This window comes from Amycolatopsis sp. MEPSY49 (assembly GCF_051337345.1).
Taxonomy (GTDB): domain Bacteria; phylum Actinomycetota; class Actinomycetes; order Mycobacteriales; family Pseudonocardiaceae; genus Amycolatopsis.
This window is the reverse complement of the sequence record NZ_JBDLYJ010000020.1, coordinates 1-17,508: the sequence shown is the minus strand read 5'-3', so window position 1 is coordinate 17,508 and position 17,508 is coordinate 1. Positions and strand designations below refer to the sequence as shown.

General features: G+C 71.4%; 18 protein-coding genes and 3 pseudogenes. 3 read left to right on the top strand and 18 right to left on the bottom strand.

The features are described from left to right. Positions 1-3 precede the first annotated feature (3 nt). Positions 4-1,479, bottom strand: a complete 1,476-nt coding sequence (locus tag ABFJ78_RS46265) for a tyrosine-type recombinase/integrase (protein WP_436393817.1) — start codon at positions 1,477-1,479, stop codon at positions 4-6. Between the two features lie 575 nt (positions 1,480-2,054). Between ABFJ78_RS46265 and ABFJ78_RS46260 the strand changes: the two genes are divergently transcribed. Then, a complete protein-coding gene (locus tag ABFJ78_RS46260; protein WP_436393816.1) occupies positions 2,055-2,540 on the top strand; it encodes a hypothetical protein in 486 nt (161 codons plus the stop codon). A 374-nt stretch (positions 2,541-2,914) separates the two neighbouring features. Further along, the gene (locus ABFJ78_RS46255; protein WP_436393815.1) at positions 2,915-3,496 is read left to right on the top strand and encodes a hypothetical protein; all 582 of its coding nucleotides are present in this window, start codon (positions 2,915-2,917) and stop codon (positions 3,494-3,496) included. Between the two features lie 622 nt (positions 3,497-4,118). Here the strand turns inward: ABFJ78_RS46255 and ABFJ78_RS46250 are convergent. The 4 genes and pseudogenes from ABFJ78_RS46250 to ABFJ78_RS46235 all read right to left on the bottom strand — a co-directional run bounded on the left by ABFJ78_RS46250 (position 4,119) and on the right by ABFJ78_RS46235 (position 5,263). Then, positions 4,119-4,199: a hypothetical protein gene (locus tag ABFJ78_RS46250; protein ID WP_436393958.1), complete on the bottom strand. Its 81-nt coding sequence runs from the start codon at positions 4,197-4,199 to the stop codon at positions 4,119-4,121. A 91-nt stretch (positions 4,200-4,290) separates the two neighbouring features. Continuing rightward, positions 4,291-4,479: pseudogene (locus tag ABFJ78_RS46245) on the bottom strand (SDR family oxidoreductase); the annotation flags it as partial. A gap of 88 nt (positions 4,480-4,567) precedes the next feature. Then, positions 4,568-4,864, bottom strand: a pseudogene (locus tag ABFJ78_RS46240) (SDR family NAD(P)-dependent oxidoreductase); the annotation flags it as partial. A gap of 33 nt (positions 4,865-4,897) precedes the next feature. Next, the gene (locus ABFJ78_RS46235) at positions 4,898-5,263 is read right to left on the bottom strand and encodes a VOC family protein (protein WP_436393814.1); all 366 of its coding nucleotides are present in this window, start codon (positions 5,261-5,263) and stop codon (positions 4,898-4,900) included. Here ABFJ78_RS46235 and ABFJ78_RS46230 point away from each other — a divergent pair. Further along, positions 5,255-6,499, top strand: a pseudogene (locus ABFJ78_RS46230) (alpha/beta hydrolase); the annotation flags it as partial. The gene ABFJ78_RS46235 and the pseudogene ABFJ78_RS46230 overlap by 9 nt on opposite strands. 65 nt (positions 6,500-6,564) lie before the next feature. Here ABFJ78_RS46230 and ABFJ78_RS46225 read toward each other — a convergent pair. The 13 genes from ABFJ78_RS46225 to ABFJ78_RS46165 all read right to left on the bottom strand — a co-directional run bounded on the left by ABFJ78_RS46225 (position 6,565) and on the right by ABFJ78_RS46165 (position 17,381). Then, positions 6,565-6,651 (bottom strand): hypothetical protein, encoded by an 87-nt coding sequence (locus ABFJ78_RS46225; RefSeq protein ID WP_436393957.1) that lies wholly within the window; start codon positions 6,649-6,651, stop codon positions 6,565-6,567. A gap of 184 nt (positions 6,652-6,835) precedes the next feature. Continuing rightward, complete coding sequence (locus ABFJ78_RS46220; protein ID WP_436393813.1) at positions 6,836-8,050, bottom strand: FAD-dependent monooxygenase; 1,215 nt, start codon at positions 8,048-8,050, stop codon at positions 6,836-6,838. After that, the gene (locus ABFJ78_RS46215; RefSeq protein ID WP_436393812.1) at positions 8,047-9,444 is read right to left on the bottom strand and encodes an MFS transporter; all 1,398 of its coding nucleotides are present in this window, start codon (positions 9,442-9,444) and stop codon (positions 8,047-8,049) included. The genes ABFJ78_RS46220 and ABFJ78_RS46215 overlap by 4 nt, the downstream gene beginning before the upstream one ends. Continuing rightward, positions 9,441-10,193 carry a YoaK family protein gene (locus tag ABFJ78_RS46210; RefSeq protein WP_436393811.1) on the bottom strand — a complete coding sequence of 251 codons (753 nt, stop codon included), beginning with the start codon at positions 10,191-10,193 and terminating at the stop codon, positions 9,441-9,443. The genes ABFJ78_RS46215 and ABFJ78_RS46210 overlap by 4 nt, the downstream gene beginning before the upstream one ends. Then, a complete protein-coding gene (locus tag ABFJ78_RS46205) occupies positions 10,190-11,926 on the bottom strand; it encodes a gamma-glutamyltransferase family protein (protein WP_436393810.1) in 1,737 nt (578 codons plus the stop codon). Before ABFJ78_RS46205 ends, ABFJ78_RS46210 begins: the two co-directional genes overlap by 4 nt. Positions 11,927-12,014: 88 nt before the next feature. Further along, the gene (locus ABFJ78_RS46200; protein WP_436393809.1) at positions 12,015-13,175 is read right to left on the bottom strand and encodes a DUF3500 domain-containing protein; all 1,161 of its coding nucleotides are present in this window, start codon (positions 13,173-13,175) and stop codon (positions 12,015-12,017) included. A gap of 172 nt (positions 13,176-13,347) precedes the next feature. Further along, positions 13,348-14,016: a TetR/AcrR family transcriptional regulator gene (locus ABFJ78_RS46195; protein ID WP_436393808.1), complete on the bottom strand. Its 669-nt coding sequence runs from the start codon at positions 14,014-14,016 to the stop codon at positions 13,348-13,350. Positions 14,017-14,040: 24 nt separating this feature from the next. Further along, positions 14,041-15,189, bottom strand: coding sequence for a pyridoxal phosphate-dependent aminotransferase (locus tag ABFJ78_RS46190; RefSeq protein WP_436393807.1), 1,149 nt, complete (start codon positions 15,187-15,189; stop codon positions 14,041-14,043). Further along, complete coding sequence (locus ABFJ78_RS46185; protein WP_436393806.1) at positions 15,186-15,845, bottom strand: RraA family protein; 660 nt, start codon at positions 15,843-15,845, stop codon at positions 15,186-15,188. The genes ABFJ78_RS46190 and ABFJ78_RS46185 overlap by 4 nt, the downstream gene beginning before the upstream one ends. 151 nt (positions 15,846-15,996) lie before the next feature. Continuing rightward, positions 15,997-16,497 carry a hypothetical protein gene (locus ABFJ78_RS46180; RefSeq protein ID WP_436393805.1) on the bottom strand — a complete coding sequence of 167 codons (501 nt, stop codon included), beginning with the start codon at positions 16,495-16,497 and terminating at the stop codon, positions 15,997-15,999. A gap of 289 nt (positions 16,498-16,786) precedes the next feature. Beyond that, on the bottom strand, positions 16,787-17,026 hold the full coding sequence (locus ABFJ78_RS46175) for a hypothetical protein (RefSeq protein ID WP_436393804.1): 240 nt from the start codon (positions 17,024-17,026) through the stop codon (positions 16,787-16,789). Then, positions 17,023-17,214, bottom strand: coding sequence for a hypothetical protein (locus ABFJ78_RS46170; protein ID WP_436393803.1), 192 nt, complete (start codon positions 17,212-17,214; stop codon positions 17,023-17,025). Before ABFJ78_RS46170 ends, ABFJ78_RS46175 begins: the two co-directional genes overlap by 4 nt. Then, positions 17,211-17,381 carry a hypothetical protein gene (locus ABFJ78_RS46165; protein ID WP_436393802.1) on the bottom strand — a complete coding sequence of 57 codons (171 nt, stop codon included), beginning with the start codon at positions 17,379-17,381 and terminating at the stop codon, positions 17,211-17,213. The genes ABFJ78_RS46170 and ABFJ78_RS46165 overlap by 4 nt, the downstream gene beginning before the upstream one ends. Positions 17,382-17,508: the final 127 nt, after the last annotated feature.

Sequence of the window (17,508 nt, the reverse complement as noted above, 5' to 3'; positions counted from 1 at the left end):
GCGTCACCGTGTTTCTACCGCGCGGTCGAGCGGGTCGGCCAGATCCCAGCCGTCGGGCACCAACGCCAGCCGCGTCTCCATCTCCAGCTGCGCCAGCATGTGCAGGTAGATCTGCGTCGTCGTCACCGACCGGTGGCCCAGCAGGCGCCGGACCCAGTCCAGCGGATCCCCGAAGACCCGGGTGTAGTGCTCGCGTTGCTCCGGCCGCTGCTCGGCCAGCGCGGCGATGTGTCCGCGTTGCAGCAGCTCCAGCGTGACCGCGGCGAAGGTGTGCCGCAACATGTGCGGATGGCAGCGCAGGTCGATCCCGGCCGCCGCGCACCGCGCGTTCGCCGTCGAGAACGTCTCCTTCCACGCCGACACCGTCAGCGGCCGCCCGCTCTCACCGAGCCAGAACATCCCCGGCTCGAGCCCGTCGGCGGTCTCGACCAGCAGCAGCCGCCGCTCCGCCGGCCGCAGATGCTCCACCTTCACCCGCTCGCCCGCCCCGACGCGCCGGGCGACCGGCACCGCCGGGTCCGTCACCACCCACGGCCGCCTCCACCGCGCGTACCGTCCCGCCGCTCGAGCTTCGGCAACGACAGCTGACCGGTCCCAGCGGGCAAGAGCCTCCACGTCAGCCAGAACCGACATCGGGACGTAGACCCATCGGGCGGAGCCACCTTTCGCGATCGCGGCGGGTAGCCAGAAGCGGCGATGACCGCTCGTTTGCGTGCCGCGACGCGGCAGGTCGAAGACCGTCAGTGACGCCTGTTCGGACAGGCGCAGGCCGGTGCGGACCATGAGGTCGGCGAAGGTGGCGTTGCGCGCGGCCCACCGTCCCCGAAAATCACTCCGTGGCAGCCCGTCCGCGCCGTAACCACGCAGCCCAGCGTCGCGCCAGGACCGGTAGGACGCCGGCGGCAGCCACTCGACCCGTTCCCGCACCGTGTCGTGCGCGTAGGTGGCTGGGCGGTGCTCATCGAGCGTGCGCCGCCCCAGCGCGCGGCCCAGGCCCGGCCGGCGGGCAACCTGCGGAACGGGACCGGTGACCATGTGCCCGTGTCGAACTGCCCAGCGGTAGAAGGCATCGACTGCAGCGACTTCCCGATCCCACGTCGCACCGGCAACCATCGGGCCGGCCGGATCCCGGCGCCGCCACGCCAGATACGCCAAGTGGTCCTCTTCGACGGCGTCCCGCCACGCCGTCCGACCGCGCGCCGACCACAGGAACGTCAAGAAGCCCGCCAGATCTCGGGCGTAGCCGGCCTGCGTCGTTTCCGCCTTCGCCCGCATGCCGGGCGAGCGGAAGAAGTCGTTCAACGTCACGTCGTACTCGAACGTCGGCGAGATCAGAAACGGCGTTCCAGGCTCCAAACCGACCCGGCGCAGCCAGGCGTCCCGATCCACGCCGGCAAGCTCGGCGTCGAACGGAGGCAGCGCCGACGGCCGCGCGAGGTCCTCGGTCGTCGTCTGCACCGTCCACACGTTGTTGATCATGGATGATGATCATTCGGTCATTGACCACCTGTGCACAAGGCATCGTCGCCAAGCGCGGGGCGTCCAGGCACTGACCGGTTTCGAGGGCGAACCGTTCCTTGTGTAGGCTGCGGCGATCTCGCTGCCGCCGATGACCAGGTCCCACTTCTGCGCCAGCCGACTGTCGTGGCCGCATGCCTTCGCAAGCGGGGACGGCCCGACCGGGACGCCGACGCAGAAGGTCGGCGCGGTGGTGGCAGCCTCGACGAGGTGGTCGCAGAGCTCCAGCAGGATCTCCTCGGCGCCCGCACCGCGACACCATGCTGCTCGGCGAGCGCGCGCAGCGCGAAGGCGGGTGCACCCGGGTCGACCGGGTAGTCCACTGCGGCGCTCACGGCGGTGTTGAACGCCACGACCGGCCACTCGGGCCACGCCGAGCCAGGCGCTGACGACGGCGCCGGGCTGCTACCCTGACACCAGCCACAAGATCCTCGACAAAGCCACCCGCACCACTGGCTCCGATGCTCGAAGAGCGACCGCGGCCGGGTCGCCTGCCCGCCCCGTCGCCGGCGCTCGTGCCGTCTCGCCCGGCTTCGATGTCCGTCCTCGACGCGGTCGGCACCGTCGTGCACTGCAGCGAACGCGGTGAACGCGGCTGCCTGCCGACCACGGTCGCGATCGGCGACGGACCGCCGCGCCGGGTGCTCGCGACAGCCGGGCCGTGGCTGATCCGCCCGACGCTGCCAGGGAGGCAACGGCGGGCTGTGGTGCGGTTGCAAGTGGTACTGGAATGCGACAACGACGACATCGCATTGCTGATCGCGGGCGCTATCGGCGGAGATCCACAGTGGACAATCGATGGCGAATACGAATATCGGACCCGATCGAGCATCGAGCCCGGAACCAGCGCAGGCGCTGATGATCCGGCCGCGGACGGCCACGTGATCGGTGCCTGTCGCGCTGGAGCCGACGATGCCTGGGGCTTGGACCCGGCTGCGGCTGCTCATCCTCGTCCAGATGGGCTGCGACCCCGGTCTCATGGATGCGGAATGGGCCCGGCGCGATGTCGCACACTGCGCTGATCAACTCGCGGGCGTGGAGGGTTCGGCGCTTTCGTCGTCGACGGTGACGACAGGGCAGGGGTACGCGCGAGCGACGACCTCGGCGTTGCTGGAGTGGTTGCGGGGGGCACCGGGCTCAGGACCGTCGATCTGCACGCGCTCAACATGGGGTCCAACCGCTCTTGACAGAAGCATGTGTGGTGTGGCGCCAACCGCTCGGCGCCACGCGCGGGTGACGAGCGCGGGCGCACCTTGCCCCGGATGAGGGCTCGAGTCCACTCTCGCAATTGGCCATCGGGAACGGCAAGCAGGACGGGACGCCGAGCAGAACCGTCAGCCGTGCCACCGATTTCCGCGTGCCCTCCGCTCAGCTGGATTTCGAAAGGCTGACGTCTATGTTGGATCCGCAAAGGTCACCATCCGAGGACGACCAGCCGCTCGTCCTCGAGGGCGAACCCCTGCCTCTGCCCGCCGGGACGGTGGCCGCCGCCGACTCCGATGGCTGGTACTACCTGCGCGCGCACTACCTGAGCGAGTCCGGGCAGGACCTCGTCGGGTACCTCTGCCCGTTGGGCCCCAACGCGACCCAGTCCTTCTGGGACTACATCGTCATGCGTCCTGACGTCGCCGGCGCCTGCCAGTTCAAGCTGGAGGACACCGATGACCGGGGCTGGTCGAAGTGGTTGATCAAGGAGGACGGCAACCACCTGTGCCTCAAGGCGACCGGCTGGTACTACCGGGCCTCGGCGTACACGGCGAGGTTCGCCATCATCGACGGCGAGCTGCACAACGACTACTGGCGGGGACCGGCGGGCGCGGTCTACCACAGCTTCCTCGTGTCCTCCGGCTACTACGTCGGCCAAGACCTGGGTGATCGCGCGACGTTGACGAACTGCGCACTGGTCCCGGTGGGCGCCGAAGCGGATGTCCCTGCGTCGGTCGGTGCTGCGGAGCCCCGCGCGGTCAGCCCTTCCTGAGGGTCACCGCCTTGTCCGGTGCTGTGTCCTCGGGGTTCTCCGGGGTGGTCGCCCCGGGCCGTGACCACGCTGTCGACTCGACGAATGCGTGCCGGGACAGTTGAGTGCCTCAGTCGCGTGGGTAGCTCACCAGTACTCGGGACGCGGGGTCTCGGGGACCGGCGGCGGCCTGCCGGGATGACCACGCCGCACCGTCGGGGCGGTGCCGGATAGTACGGGTCATCGCAGCAGGCCGCCGCGCCCTATCTGCCGACTGCGCGGAATCGTCCCGCCTCGCCGAACCCACGCGATGCGGCCTGCATCAGGTTGAAGCGGCCCGGCAGCTGCGCTCTCGACCACACCGTCATCGGCGGCGGTCCAGGAAGCGAACGGCGAACCCGGCGGCCTCCGCTTCGGCAGCTGCGTCGCCATCGCCGCTCGGTTCGCCCGCGCCGCCGGCGGCGATCTCACGCTCCACCCAGCACCCGGAGACGGCCTCGACGCCACCGTCCACTCCCGCGGCGCGAGCACACGGGCCATCCTCGCAAACCGGCGGCGGGAGGCCGTATCCCCTGCGATGGAACCGGGTGAGAGGTGTCCCGTACCGGCTGCCCATCGCGCGGGCCGCGACGCCGGCCAGTGGTCAGGTCGCGTGGCGGCCGCCGTCCACGTCAAGGACTGCACCGTGGACGAAACTCGCGTCGCGACCGGCGAGGTAGACGATGGCGGCGGCGATCTCTTCGGGCGCCGCCGCTCCGGCCGGCCGGAGCGGCGGCGGCCATGCGGTCGAGTCCTGGCCCGAACCCCTCGGTCCCTTCAGTCCGGGCGGGGCCCGGGCTGACCGCGTTGACCCGTACGCCGCGGGGCCCGTATTCGGCTGCCCATGCGTGGGTCAGCGACATCAACGCGGCTTTGCTGGAGCCGTAGACAGCGAACCCGGACATTCCGAACCGGGCAACCATGCTCAGGACATTGACAATGGCTCCCTGACCGTGGTCGGCCATCGCGGGATCCAGTTCGGCCACCAGGCAGCAACGGCGCCCGGACGTTCACCGCGTACACGGAGTCGAAGTCGTCCTCGCGGACCTCGGCCGTCGATGCGGGAGCCGGATAGGCGGCAGCGTTGTTGACCAGGACGTCGACGCGTCCGCCGCCGACCTCGGCGGCCTCACGGGCCAGTGCGCGCACGGCGCCGGCGTCGCCGAGGAACTCGGCCTTGCCGCCGGCCCGGCGCATCGCCGAGACCACCGCGTCGCCGCGCTCGGCGTCCCGGCCGCCGGTGATCACGTGGGCGCCGGCTCCGGCGAGCGCGAGCGCGACCGCGCGCCCGATTCCGCTGGTGGCGCCGGTCACCAGGGCCGTGGCTCCCGAGAAGTCGGTCGACGTCATCCGAAGAGACCCTTTCGGTGGGTGCGGCACGGTTCAGGCGCGGTCGTGGACGGTGATGGCGTAGCCGTCGGGGTCGGTGAACGTGAACGTGCGCCCGAACGGGCCGTCGAAGGGGGCCGCCGTGATCGGGACGCCGTCGGCGGCCAGCCGGTCGTGCAGCGCTTGCGCGTCGTCGGCGCCCAGCCACAGGACCACCCCGGCACCGGGGCCCGGGGTGACGGCATCGAGGTCGATGCCGGGCAGTGGCTCGCGGACCGCGAACGCCGGTGTCGTGGCGAAGACGACGGCGTGCGCGGGCGCCCCCGGCGCCCGCTTCAGCCCGAGCCGGGACCGGGCGGCTACTACCGCGAAGGCCCCGCCGTCACCGCCGAACTGATCACCGCCGCCCCGATGCCCCATCTGAACGGCGTCATCGGCATCGCCGCCGACCCCGACCCCGGCGAGATCGCCGAGTTCACCGGGTCGGAGCGGCTGACCGCCGTCGCGTGGAGCATCCAGGTCCGCGGCGAGCGGGTGGCCGACCCGATCACCGCCACCGCCGCAGCACACGGCTTGACCCAGCGGATGCACCTGCCGTTCATGCTCAAGGACCTCGACACCCGCGACACGCGCGAACCGGCGGGTGACGTCGAGGTCCGGCGGATATCCAGTGTGGACAGTGAGCTTTACCTGACGACGATGGCCGCCGGGTACGAGGTGCCGGACCCGCTGTTCACCGCGTTCGCCCGGCCGTCCGTGCTCGACCACCCCACCATGCGCGCCTACGTCGCCGAAGTCGGCGACACGCCCGTCGCGACCTCGTTCGGCGTCCTCGTGGACGACGTGGTCGGCGTGTTCAACATCGGCGTGCCACCGCAGTTCCGCCGCCGTGCTGCGCGAGGCCTACGCCCTCGGTGCGCGAACGGCCTTCTTGCACGCCAGCCCGCTGGGCGTCCCGCTTTACGAAGAAATGGGTTTCGGACACGCCGAAACCTGGACCCTGTTCACCTCCTGAAAGAGGACGAAATGCCCGAACCGAAGAACCTGGTGCTCGTGCCCGGCGCCTGGCACCGACCCTGGTGCTGGGAACCGCTGCTGCCCGAACTGGCCGGCCGCGGCTGGACCGTGTCCACGTTGGACCTGCCGAGCACCGCCGGCGACCCCGCCGCCGGGATGCACGCCGACGCCCGCGCCATTGAAGCGCACCTGGCCACGATCGACGGCCCGGTGACCCTGCTCGCGCACTCCTACGGCGGCATCCCCGCCACCGAAGCCTCGGCACCGAACGTCCGCGCGCTCGTCTACCTCTCAGCACACGTGCTGAAGGCGGGCGAATCCTTCGTCTCCCCGCTGGGCGGCCCCTGGTTCCCACCGGAGACGGAGTTCGTGCCCGGTGCCGATCCGCACGCGGCTCTCTACCACGACGTTCCCGCCGGCCTGGCCGCGGAAGCGGTCGCGCACCTGCGGCCCCAGAGCGCCAAGGCGTTCACCGAGCAGCTGACCCGCGAAGCCTGGCGCGACACCCCCTCCGCGCTGATCGTCTGCGACGACGACCGGGCCATGCCCGAACCGATCGTCAAGCGCGCCATCGAGGAGGAGCTGACGGACGTCGTCCGCCACCTGCCCGGCAGCCACTCACCGTTCCTGGCCCGGCCCGCCGAGCTGGCCGGGCTGCTCGACGACGTCGTCGCGGCGCTGCCGCGACGTCCAAACCCGCCCGGTCAGGACGTCACGGCCAGCCCCTCCGGCTCGCTGCCCACCGGCACGGTCGTCGCCACCGTGTTCGTCACGATGTCGATCACCGACATCGAGCCCGACGCCGAGTTCGTCACGAACACGTGGCCGGCGTCCAGGGGCCGCCGGAGTGGCGCCGTGTGCCCCGGTCTCCAAGCCGACTTGCTCTTGCGACCTCTGTGGTGCTCCGGCCTCGAGCGTTGACGTACGCCAGCACCGTCAGCACACGGCGGTGTCCGCTGTCGCTCGCGGGCAGGCTCAGGTCGCGAGCGCGAACTCGGGCAGGGTGAGTGCCGAGTGAGCCGGTCGTCCTTCCTTGGGCGGCACGGCGGTGAGGCTGCGCAGTCGGTCGTTGCGCTGTTGCAGCGCGTCGGCGGTGACCGGGAAGAGCGTGGCGCTGCCCCTGCCGACCAGGTCCTGGTTCATGGTCACGAAACCGCGGGTGCTCTCCTCGTAGGCGGCTAAGCCCTCGGCGTGGTCGCGGCCGGCGAGTGAGCCGGCGAGCATGTAGGCGCCGACGAGTGCGAGGCTGGTGCCCTGGCCGGTGAGGAACGAGGGTGCGTACGCGGCATCGCCCGCCAGCGCGACCCTGCCGCTCGACCAGCGGGGCATGCGGATCTGGCTGACCGCGTCGAAGAACAGGTCGCTCGAGTCGCGTGCGGCGGCGAGCATGCCGGGGACCTCCCAGCCGGCGTCGGCGAAGACCGTGGTGAGCAGGTCCCGCTGGGCCGCCGGGTCACCGAACGCGTGGAACGGCGGCTCCGGCTGGGCGAAGTTCAGGAACGCGTGCACCTCGTCGTCTCCGACGGCGTACAGCGCCGCGGCCCGGCCGGGGGTGTTCCACATGACGGTCTCGTAGGAGAGTCCGAAGGTGTTGGGCATGGTGAACACGGCGAAGCAGTAGCCGAGGTAGCGGTGGAACTGCTCCTCCGGGCCGAAGAGCCTCTCGCGGGTCTGCGAGTGGGTGCCGTCGGCGCCGAGCACCAGGTCGAACGTGCGGGCGCCGCCGCCGTGGAAGCGGACGTCGACCCCGTGGCCGTGCTGCTCGAGGGTGCGGATCGAGTCGTCGAACAGGAACTCCACGTCGTCGCGGACCGCCGCGTGGAGCGCCTCCGTCAGGTCGCCGCGCCGGACCTCCAGGTCGCGTCCCTCCACGCCGCCGGTGATGGCGTGGGGGTGCAGCGAGGTCACCTCGCTGCCGTCGCTGTGGAGGAAGGTGAGCCGGCGCAGGTCGATGTGCGCGTCCTGCAACCGCGGGAGGACTCCCATCCTCCGGATGACCTCGAGCGCGGTGCCGCGGATGTCGATCGGGTAGCCACCGCTGCGCGGCGCGCTCGCCTTCTCGACCACCGTCACCTCGTACCCGTAGCGGTGCAGCCAGAAGGCGAGCACCGGACCCGCGACGCTCGCCCCGGAGATCAGGACCGTGCGCCGGGGCGTGGTGGGCAGACCTGCTCGGTCGGTGCGGATCATTCCGTGACTCCTTTGCGCATGGTGCGGGTGATCAGCAGGGCCAGCGCGGTGACGACGCCGGCGATGACGAGGCCGATGACGAAGGCCGACTCGGCGGGGACTTCGGACCCGGCGGGGATGCCCGCGGTGAGCACGGCGCCGCTGAACTGCACACCCACCGCGAAGCCGAGCACCCGCGTCACCAGGACCAGGCTGGTGGCGATGCCGGTGTCGCCCTGGTCGACGGAGGTGGCGGTGCTGCTGACCATCGCCGTGACGCACAGGCCGTTCGCGAGCGCGATCAGCGCCTTGGCGACGATGAGGTGCCAGACCTCGGTGTGCACGGCGGCCAGGGCGAGCAGGGCCACGGCCATCATGACGGCGCCGGTGGTGACCACGGCACGCGAGCCGAACCGGCGCGTCCCGATCCCGCCGAGCGGCCCGGCCAGTGACGCGGCCACGGCTCCCGGCAGGAGGTAGAACCCGATCAGGGTGGCACCGGCACCGAAACCGTAGCCGTCGCCCGAGACGGCGAACAGTTGCGGGACCAGGTAGACCGCACACGCGGTGCCGACGCAGATGACGAACGTCAGCAGGCACGACTTCCACACGGCGGGCTGGGCCAGCATGCGCAGGTCGACCATGGGCGCGGCCGAACGGCGTTCGACGGCCACCCATCCCGCCGTGAACGCCGCCAGCAGCACGACGAGGCCGACGACCACGAGTGGCTTCGAGGCAACGTCAGATGCCAGAGCGAGCAGCAGCATGAGCGTGACCAATGTTGCGCTCAGGAGGGCGAAGCCGGGCCAGTCGATCCTGGCGCCTTCGGAGCGGCCGGGGGAATCGCGCGGCATCAGCCGGTTCAAGGCCATGGTCGACACGATGACGGCGATCGTGGGCAGCGCGAACATCCAGTGCCGGGACAACTGCTCGGCCACGGGACCTGCAGTCAGCGTGCCCACCATGCCGCCGCCGACGAAGAGCCCGCTGACCCACCCGATGGCGACCTTCGCATCCCCCGCGGGCAGGTGCTTGCGCACGAGGATGAACGACAGGGGCAGCGCACCCACCATCGCGCCCTGGAGCACCTGGCCGAACAGCAGCACGGGAAGGTTCGGGGCGAGGGCCGACACCAGGCCACCGACGCTGACCACGGACATCAGCTTGATCAGCACCGGTTTTCCGCCGTAGCGGTCACCGAGCTTGCCGGCGATCGGGGTGATGAGCGCGCCGGTGATGAGGAGCACGATGCTGAGCAGCGCTCCTTCGGCGGGGCTCATACCGAGCTCGCGTTGCAGGAGCGGGAGGGTCGGTGTCACCACCGACTCGAGGGCGCCGGTGGCGAGCGCCAGCGCGCTGAGCGCTACGAGAGCGGGCTTGCCCATGGTCACCGGAGGTGACGCAGCTTCGGTCATGACGGTCCTTCTGGTCGGTTCCGGGTGGGTGAAACGCCTGCCGTGCGCGTGGTGCTGTCGGCGGCGGAACGGACGGACGCGTGGCCCACACCGCTCACCACCAGGACGACCGCCGCCGCTACCGCCACGGCGATTTCCGCGTGCACCTGGCACAAAGCCGCACCGGCGACCGCTCCGACGACGAGGAGGGCGACGGCCGCCACTCGCCGTTTCGTCCCTTGACGGCGGCCCGCTCCCAGCCGGGAGTCCGCCGCCAGCCCGGTCAGCGTGGAGGTGACGACGACGGTGGTCACGTCCTTGACCGCCAGGTGGCGGGCCGTCGCCGCCTGCACCCCCATGGCCAGCGCGAGCGACGCCGCGAGCACCGCACGGGTCGCGGTGGCGCCGGTCCCGATGGCGGCCACGCCGGGCGCCGTGGCGGCCAGCAGCAGGCCGGCGCCGCCCAGCAGCCCGGTGTGCGGGCGGCTCCAGCCAGGGGCGGCGGTCCGCAGCACCCGGCCGGCCGCGGCCGCGCCGGCGAGGAATGACAGGAGCGCCACGGCCGGGCCGAGCACCGGCAGCTCCGTCCCCGCCACCGCCGCCATCCCGAGGATGACCACGTTGCCCGTCATGTTGCCCGCGAACACCCGGTCCAGGCGCAGGTACCCGACGGCGTCGACGACACCGGTCGTGAAGGTGAGCGCGAGCATCAGGTGCACCGGGGTCACCTGCCACCGCACGGGCCGGCGCGCGGTCGCGGAGCCCGTCATCGCCCGACCGCGTAACCCTGGGCACCACGAGGGTTCGCCGCCGCGCGCAGGACACCGGTGCCCGGATCACGGGTGACGACCGACAGCCGGCCCTGGCTCCACGGTCCGGAGACGGTCACGTCGTGGCCGCGGGCGGCCAGCTCGGCGACCACCGCCGCACCCGCTCGTTCCTCCACCACCAGCCCACCCGGCGTCCAGGTCCGCGGCCAGAACGAGCTCACCACCGCGGTGGTGTGGAACGTGGGCGCGTCGATCGCCTCCTGCGGGTCGAGGCCGAACACGAGCGTGCGCAGCAGGTACGGCAGCTGCCACTGGTCTTGCTGGTCACCTCCCGGGGTGCCCAGCGCCGCCACCGGCAGGCCGTCGCGCAGCAGCAGGGTCGGGCTCAGCGTCGTGCGAGGTCGTCGTCCCGGCGCCAGGCGTGCCGGGGCGGCGGGGTCGAGCCAGGTCATCTGGAGCCGCGTACCCAGCGCGAAACCGAGTTCCGGCACCGCGGGCGACGACTGGAGCCAGCCTCCCGACGGGGTGGCGGAGATGATGTTCCCCCAGCGGTCGACGACGTCGATATGGCAGGTGTCGCCCCGCGTTTCCCCGGTGTGCTGCACGGTGGGTTCCCCGACCCCGTCGGCCAGGTCGGCGTGTCGCCTGGCGACCAGGGTGGGGACGTACGGCGCGATGCCGATGTCGCCGGGCCGGAACTCGGTCGACGCGACCTCACCGACGAGGCCGGCGCGTTCCTCGCTGTACCGGCGGGACAGCAGACGGCGCACCACGGGCTCCGCGTCTCCCGGGGCCAGGTGGCCGTAGTACGCCTCCCGGTCCGCCATGGCGAGCTTCACGACCTCGGTGATCGTGTGGATCCCCCGGGCGGTCGACGGATCGATCTGCTCGTCGTCGAAGTGGTCGAGCACGGTGAGGGCCTGCAACAGCACGGGACCCTGGGACCACAGGCCGGCCTTCGCCACCGTGGTCCCGCGGAACTCCGCGGTCACCGCGGGTTCGAGCGACGGGGTGAAGTCGGTGAAGTCGGCCGTGGTGATCACCCCGGCGTGGTCGCCACCGGAGGAGTGCCGGTGCGGCACCTTCGCGAACTCGGCCACCTCCGCCGCCACGAACCCCGTTCGCCAGGTGTCGCGGGCGGAGTGGATCCTGGCCGTCCTCGTCTCGCCGGTGGCCGCGGCGCTCAGCCTGCGCAGCGTCCGGGCGTAGGTCGGGTTCGCCAGCGTGCTGTGCGGCTGCGGAACGCTTCCTCCCGGCATCCACAACGCGAACGACGTCGGCCAGTGGGTGCGGAACAGATCCTCCACTGTGGACAGGACGTGGGCCAGCCGGGGTACGACCGGAACGCCGCGCTCCGCGTAGCCGATCGCGTAGGCGAGGACGTCGGCGAGCTCCCAGGTGCCGAGCTCGGCGAGCAGCCACAGCCAGGAGTCGACGGCGCCGGGGACGGCGGCGGCCAGCGCGCCGGTGCCGGGAACGTGGTCCAAGCCCTCGGCCAGGAAGTGGTCGATCGTGGCCCCTCGCGGGGCGTGGCCCTGGCCGGCCAGCACAAGCGGGGACGGGTCCGTCGCGGTCGCGAGCACGGCGACGAGGTCACCTCCCGGACCGTTCAGGTGGGGTTCGGCCACGTGCAGCACGAAGGCGCCCGCCGTGGCCGCGTCGAACGCGTTGCCCCCGCGCTCCAGCACGGACTGGGCGGTGGCGGAGGCCAGCCAGTGCGTCGACGCGCACATGCCGAAGGATCCGCGGAGCGTGGGACGCGTCGGGTGGGGCAAGGCGTCGATCGGTGGTGGTGAACCGGCCATGGACGTCGGACTCCGTTCAACGGCGGTACGTGGTGGCTTGGTGGTGCGCGTCGTGGTGGTCGGCCAGCACGTCGCCGCCGAAGTCGGTCTCCGGGTCCCGCCACACGGCGTGCGCGTGGTTGGCACCGCGGTGGACGTTCGTCCACTCGATGAGCAACCGGGGGCCTTGCAGCCGGTAGTAGTGCGGTTCGCCCGCCGTGGTGGAGCCGGCCCAGGCGAGGTGCACGGCGTCCAGCGACGCCGGGTCGTCGTACCGGGACAGCGGGGACACCCCCTCGGGAACCCGGTCGAGGTAGGTGCCCAGCAGGCCGCGCAGCAGCTCCCGCTGCGCGGCGTCGAGCTCGCTGCCCGCGACGCCCCGGGGAGCCGGGGTGAAGGCCAGCGCACGCTGGTCGGCACCGTCGAGGCCGGTGACCGGCTGCTCGGCGCGATCGGGGACGTGGTGCCCGGGACGCCACAGCTCGGCGCGCTTCACCGCGCGGTCCGCGACCCGGGCGCTGTTGCCCGTCACGACGTCGTTCGGCGGGCGGGGCAGCAGCACCGCGCGGGCGGCCAGCTCGGGGTGCAGGGACCGGACCAGTTCCCGTGCCAGGTCTTCGGCGCTCCCCAGCGGACGCAGCGCCGCGCCGCCCAGCAGCGGTGCCGCGGCCGGATCGGCACCCAGGAAGTTCGGGGTGGACGCGGCGATCCGCCCGTCCACCACGAGGTAGTTGAGCGAGACGTGGTGGCCGCCGAACCGCCACCCCCACGGCCGCGGTCCACCGGGCTCACCGAACACCCGCAGGTAGTACTCGCCGGGATCGCGGGTGCGCTCCCTCCCCCAGTTCACCGAGAAGCCCTCGACACGGTCGAGCACGTTCTCCAGGCCGAGGATGGTGGCAACGGTGGTGTAGCCGGCTTCGGACAGTCCACTCGCGACCAGGCGCATGACCAACCGGTGCTGGGCCGGACGCTGTTCGTGGAAGGTCAGGCCGCCGTGGTCGGTGGGCGTGTAGTACCACCGGGTGCGTTCCACCTCGGACTCATCACCGGCGGCAGGCGGCGGTCCGACCGCCATCTCGCGCTGGCCGGGATCGAGGGAGTCGAGCCAGGCACCGGCCGCCTCCGCCATCCGCGTGGCGACCTCGGTCCGGCCGGCCGTTTCCTCGGCTCCGGGCTTCCCTGCTCCTGATGACAACGCCGCTCCTCGCCAACGCGAAGTGTAACTGATATACGATTTGAGACGACTCTACCAGATTGTGGGCAATAGAGAATGGCTGGACGAAGATTGTCCGAAGTGGAGTTACCGCGGCCGGAACGCGGGTCACGGGTGCGGCTCGGCGAACGGCGTCACGCGAGCGGCGCGCGCGTCAGCCGACCCGCGCCCAGCCGCGCAGCGCGCCGCAGTACGCCTCGGTCAGCCGCGTGATGACCTCCCGGCGCGACAGGCGCCTGCCTTGCAGCAGGTCCAGGACCTCACGCGGGTCGAACATCATGTTGTTGAGGAACAGGGCGTCCTCGATCAGGTCCTCGGAGAGGCCGAGGTCCCTCAGCAGTCCCAGCACGGGTTCGCTCCAGGCGTCCCGCATGGTCACGATGATCTCGTTGCCGTCGTGGAGCCGCTCGAGGTAGCCGCGCCGGGACCGCAGCTGGACCAGCGCCGGGCCGTGGTCGCAGAGCAGGTCCACCCACTTGTCCGCCACGGCCTCGAAGAGCGGCCGACCCTGCGCGGTGGAGGCCGCGGTGAAGTCGCTGAGCTCTTCGACGACGCTGAGCACGTAGGCCGCGAGCACCTCCTCCATCGAGGAGAAGTAGCGGTAGGCCGTGGCCGGGCCGATCTCCGCACGCGACGCGACCGCCTGCATGGTCAGCTCGTCGGGTGCCTCCCTGGCGAGCTCACCGACGGCTTCGAGGAGACGCCGGCGGTTGCGGCGGGTGTCACTGCGCAACTTGCGCCCCCCACGCGGGGCGGGCTGCTGATCGGACACGGTCTCCTCCGCCTCGTAGAAGTGCCGGCAAAGGGTAACGCGTTCGATCACCGCGTCGTCCACCGCCGCGGTCGGTCACGGGCCGGGGACGCCGAGGTGGCCGACGATGCGGTCCAGTCCGGTCCGCAGGTCGTCCTCGGCCGCCGCGAACGAGATCCTGATGTGCCCCTCGCCGGAGGGTCCGTACTCCGCACCCGCCCTGACCAGCACCTTCCGCTCCGCGAGCTCGCGGACGACCTGTTGCGAAGGGCGGCCGGCCTCGTAGTGGAGGAACCCGTAGAACGCGCCCTCCGGCGGAACCAGGCGCAGGCCGCGAACGCCCGACAGCCGCGCCGTCACCAGCTCACGACGCCGCCGGTAGGTGTCGACCATGGTGCGCACGACGTCGTCCGGCAGGGCAAGGGCGGCGAGGGCGGCGCGCTGGACCGCCGTGTTGACGGAACCGTTGAGGGTCCGGTGCACCTGGGCCGCCGCGTCCACCACCGCGCGCGGGCCGGTCAGGTACCCCACCCGCCAGCCCGTCATCGCGTAAGTCTTCGAGAACGTCTGCACGTAGACCGTCCGGTCCCGCAGCGATTCGACCGCCAGCGCCGAGATCGCCTCGTACCCCGGGTAGACCAGGCGGTGGTACGCCTCATCGCTCACGACCAGGGTGCCCGAGCCGTCGAGGAGGTCTCCGAGGGCCTTCAGCTCCCGCTCGTGGTGCACGATGCCGGTCGGGTTCGACGGGTTCGAGAAGATCACCATGGCGGCACCGGGAAGCGCGGCGGCCAGCGCGTCGAGGTCCCAGTGCAGGTCCTGGCCGAGCGGGACGAAATCCACCGTGCCACCGGCCAGGACGACCAGGTCGGCGTACAACGAGTAGGCGGGCTCCGGGATGACCACGCGGTCGCCGGGCCCGACCAGCGCGAGCACCGCCGCTGCCAGCGCACCGGTGGCGCCGTGGGTGACGAGGAGGTCGTCAGCGCTCCATGTCCGGCCGGGGTACGCCGGCAACCGCTGCGCGAGAGCCGCGCGCAGTTCCGGCAGGCCCTTCTGGTCGGCGTAGTGGTGATCCCCGGCGCGCAGGGCGGCCACGGCAGCCTCGACCACGGGCGGCGGGGTCGGGAAGTCCGGCTCGCCCATGGCGAGGGAGACCGCACCCGGCGGCGCGGGGGTCAGCGCCGGACGCCGCGAGAACCGCCGCAGCTCCTCGAGCCGGCGAGCGGGCAGCACGGCGGTCATCGAGCCATCACCGCACCGCCGGGACGCGCGGCGAGGATGCGCTTGCGCAGAGCGTCCTCCTTCTCGCCGATCCCGTCGACGGCGTCGACGACCTCCCGCACCCGGTGCCGCGGCACGACCACGACGCCGTCGGCGTCACCGACGAGCACGTCGCCCGCCGCCACCACCACGCCGCCGACCGCCACCGGCGCACCGATGCCGCCGGGCCCGTCCTTGAACGGCCCCGCGGGGGTGACCGCCCGCGCGTAGACGGCCAGCCCCATCTCGGACAGCGCCTGGACGTCGCGGACCGCACCGTCGACCACGGCACCCACGACGCCGGTGTTGACCATGATTTCGCCGATGAGATCGCCGACCAGCGCGCGCGTCAGGTCGCCGTGCCCGTTGACGACCAGGACGTCTCCCGGCCGGGCTTCGTCGAGCGCGCGGTGGACGGCCAGGTTGTCACCCGACCGCACGTCCACCGTCAGCGCGTTGCCCAGCAGCTTCCCCCGTCCGGCGAGCAGCCGGATGCCGCCGTCCATGACGGTCATCCGCTCCAGCGCGTCACCGACGTTGGCGGCCGGCACCTCCCCCAGCCGGCGGATCTCCGCCGTCGCTGTTCTGGGCCAGCCCTGGGCAAGCGACACCCGGTCGGTCGCTGCGACTATATACACGACGGTAGTCCATTCCTAAATGAGAAGATCTTATCAATTGGCTACCCTAGCTTCCTTGCGAGACGTCGACAAGGTGTTGTCCGGAGCCATCGCCGGCCGCGGGCCGACGGGCGTCACGAACCGACCGGGCGAGCCTGCCCGGGCGGCGCGTTCAGACGCCGTGCGTCCAGAACTCCTCCGCGGATCCGGCGAACGACTCCGGATCGCCGGCGAGGAAGAACTCGTCCCACGTGGGCCCGTCGGCGAGTTCCCAGTGCTCGACGGCCAGACCGTCCTTGAAGCGCCACGCGCCCATGCCCACGCGGGTCCACTTCCAGTCGCCGCGAGTGGTGCGGAACGTCCCGTGAACGATCCCGTAGTGGTCATCGGCGAGGATCTGGTCGAACTCGACGGGTTCGACATTGGCGTCGGCGAGGCTCGCCCGCCGCTTCGTGTAGCGACGAAGGAAGTCCAATCCGCCGGTCGCCGCCAGGCGTACGCCCCCGGTGTGGATCACCAGGTCCGGGGACATCCGCCCCATCACTTCGTCGGTGTGCTCCTGCAGTCGCCGCAGCCGCTCCTCCTCGCTGAGGTTCGGATTGGCCGTGATCTTCGCACCGCCTCGGTACATCTCGGCCAGCCACACGGCGTTCGGATGGGTGTCGGACAACATGGCGCCCCCTGACGAGGTAAGAGTGGGTACAACCCGATCTGAGGCAACCGTATCACTCTGGAGTGAGCTATCACAGGTCATTCTGATGGTGCACTTCATTGTCCCTCTAACCACGCGGTAGCCCGCCAGGGCGGCCCGACCCCCTATGCCGCAGGTGGTTTCTTTGAGTCAAGTGAGATAACTCTATCGAAACATCGCTTTTACCCACGGTTGAACCCCGGGACGAAACCCCGCCATGGACTGACGCCACTACCGGGTACGGCGAGCCGTCCGCCGACGGGCCCAGGTCTCACCCGAGCGGAGCAGGCACCAGCGCTTCGGGCGCGAGCAGCTCGGCCGGCCGCTGCCCGCTGAGCAGGCAGGACGGCGATCTGCGAATGGCGACCTGAAGTCCACTCCGACCACCGGTCGCGGCGAACATCCCAAGCGGCGCGTCCCGGCGCGGGTTGCGCGCTTCGCCGGAGATCACCGCGGGTGTCATCACCCCGGCGAAGGAGAAGAGCAAGCCGGCGCTGGTGATGGCGGTCAACGTGGCGCCCACACCGTACGGCGCCCAGCCACCACGGCTTCGATGCTGGGCGAGCCGAAGCCGCTGGCGACGAACAACACGACCGTCACCAAGGGCACCAGGACCTTGAACACCACCAGGACGTTGTTCACCCGGGCCGGCAGCACCACGCCGAAGTAGTTCAGCACCACGAACACGACGAGGATCACGACCGCGAGAGCAGGCCGAGCGAGGTGAGCCGCCCGCCGGCGAACAGGCCCGGCCAGTAGCTCGAAACGTACTGGATGATGGCCGTCGTCTCTCCCGGTGTCGCGACCGAGATCTGGACGAACGCGGCCCAGCCGACGATGGCGCCGACCAGCGGACCCGACGTCAACCGCGGCCACCGGACGTTGCCCCCGGCCACCGATCGTCTGGGGCCCTCAGGTCGCCGGGCGCAGCCGCCGTACCTTCGCCGGGCCGTCGACCGCGCCGCGGGCGATGCGGTTGGCCAGCTCCTCGAG

What these genes read in the sequence shown, in the direction of transcription:
- ABFJ78_RS46205 (WP_436393810.1), bottom strand. Translation starts at nt 11,926, where the DNA reads ATGTGCGCGTCGACGCACTGGCTGGCCTCCGCCACCGCCCAGTCCGTG.
- ABFJ78_RS46190 (WP_436393807.1), bottom strand. Translation starts at nt 15,189, where the DNA reads ATGACCGCCGTGCTGCCCGCTCGCCGGCTCGAGGAGCTGCGGCGGTTC.
- ABFJ78_RS46235 (WP_436393814.1), bottom strand. Translation starts at nt 5,263, where the DNA reads ATGGGGCATCGGGGCGGCGGTGATCAGTTCGGCGGTGACGGCGGGGCC.
- ABFJ78_RS46260 (WP_436393816.1), top strand. Translation starts at nt 2,055, where the DNA reads ATGTCCGTCCTCGACGCGGTCGGCACCGTCGTGCACTGCAGCGAACGC.
- ABFJ78_RS46225 (WP_436393957.1), bottom strand. Translation starts at nt 6,651, where the DNA reads ATGTCGGTGATCGACATCGTGACGAACACGGTGGCGACGACCGTGCCG.
- ABFJ78_RS46180 (WP_436393805.1), bottom strand. Translation starts at nt 16,497, where the DNA reads ATGTTGTCCGACACCCATCCGAACGCCGTGTGGCTGGCCGAGATGTAC.
- ABFJ78_RS46210 (WP_436393811.1), bottom strand. Translation starts at nt 10,193, where the DNA reads ATGACGGGCTCCGCGACCGCGCGCCGGCCCGTGCGGTGGCAGGTGACC.
- ABFJ78_RS46220 (WP_436393813.1), bottom strand. Translation starts at nt 8,050, where the DNA reads ATGATCCGCACCGACCGAGCAGGTCTGCCCACCACGCCCCGGCGCACG.
- ABFJ78_RS46255 (WP_436393815.1), top strand. Translation starts at nt 2,915, where the DNA reads ATGTTGGATCCGCAAAGGTCACCATCCGAGGACGACCAGCCGCTCGTC.
- ABFJ78_RS46215 (WP_436393812.1), bottom strand. Translation starts at nt 9,444, where the DNA reads ATGACCGAAGCTGCGTCACCTCCGGTGACCATGGGCAAGCCCGCTCTC.
- ABFJ78_RS46265 (WP_436393817.1), bottom strand. Translation starts at nt 1,479, where the DNA reads ATGATCAACAACGTGTGGACGGTGCAGACGACGACCGAGGACCTCGCG.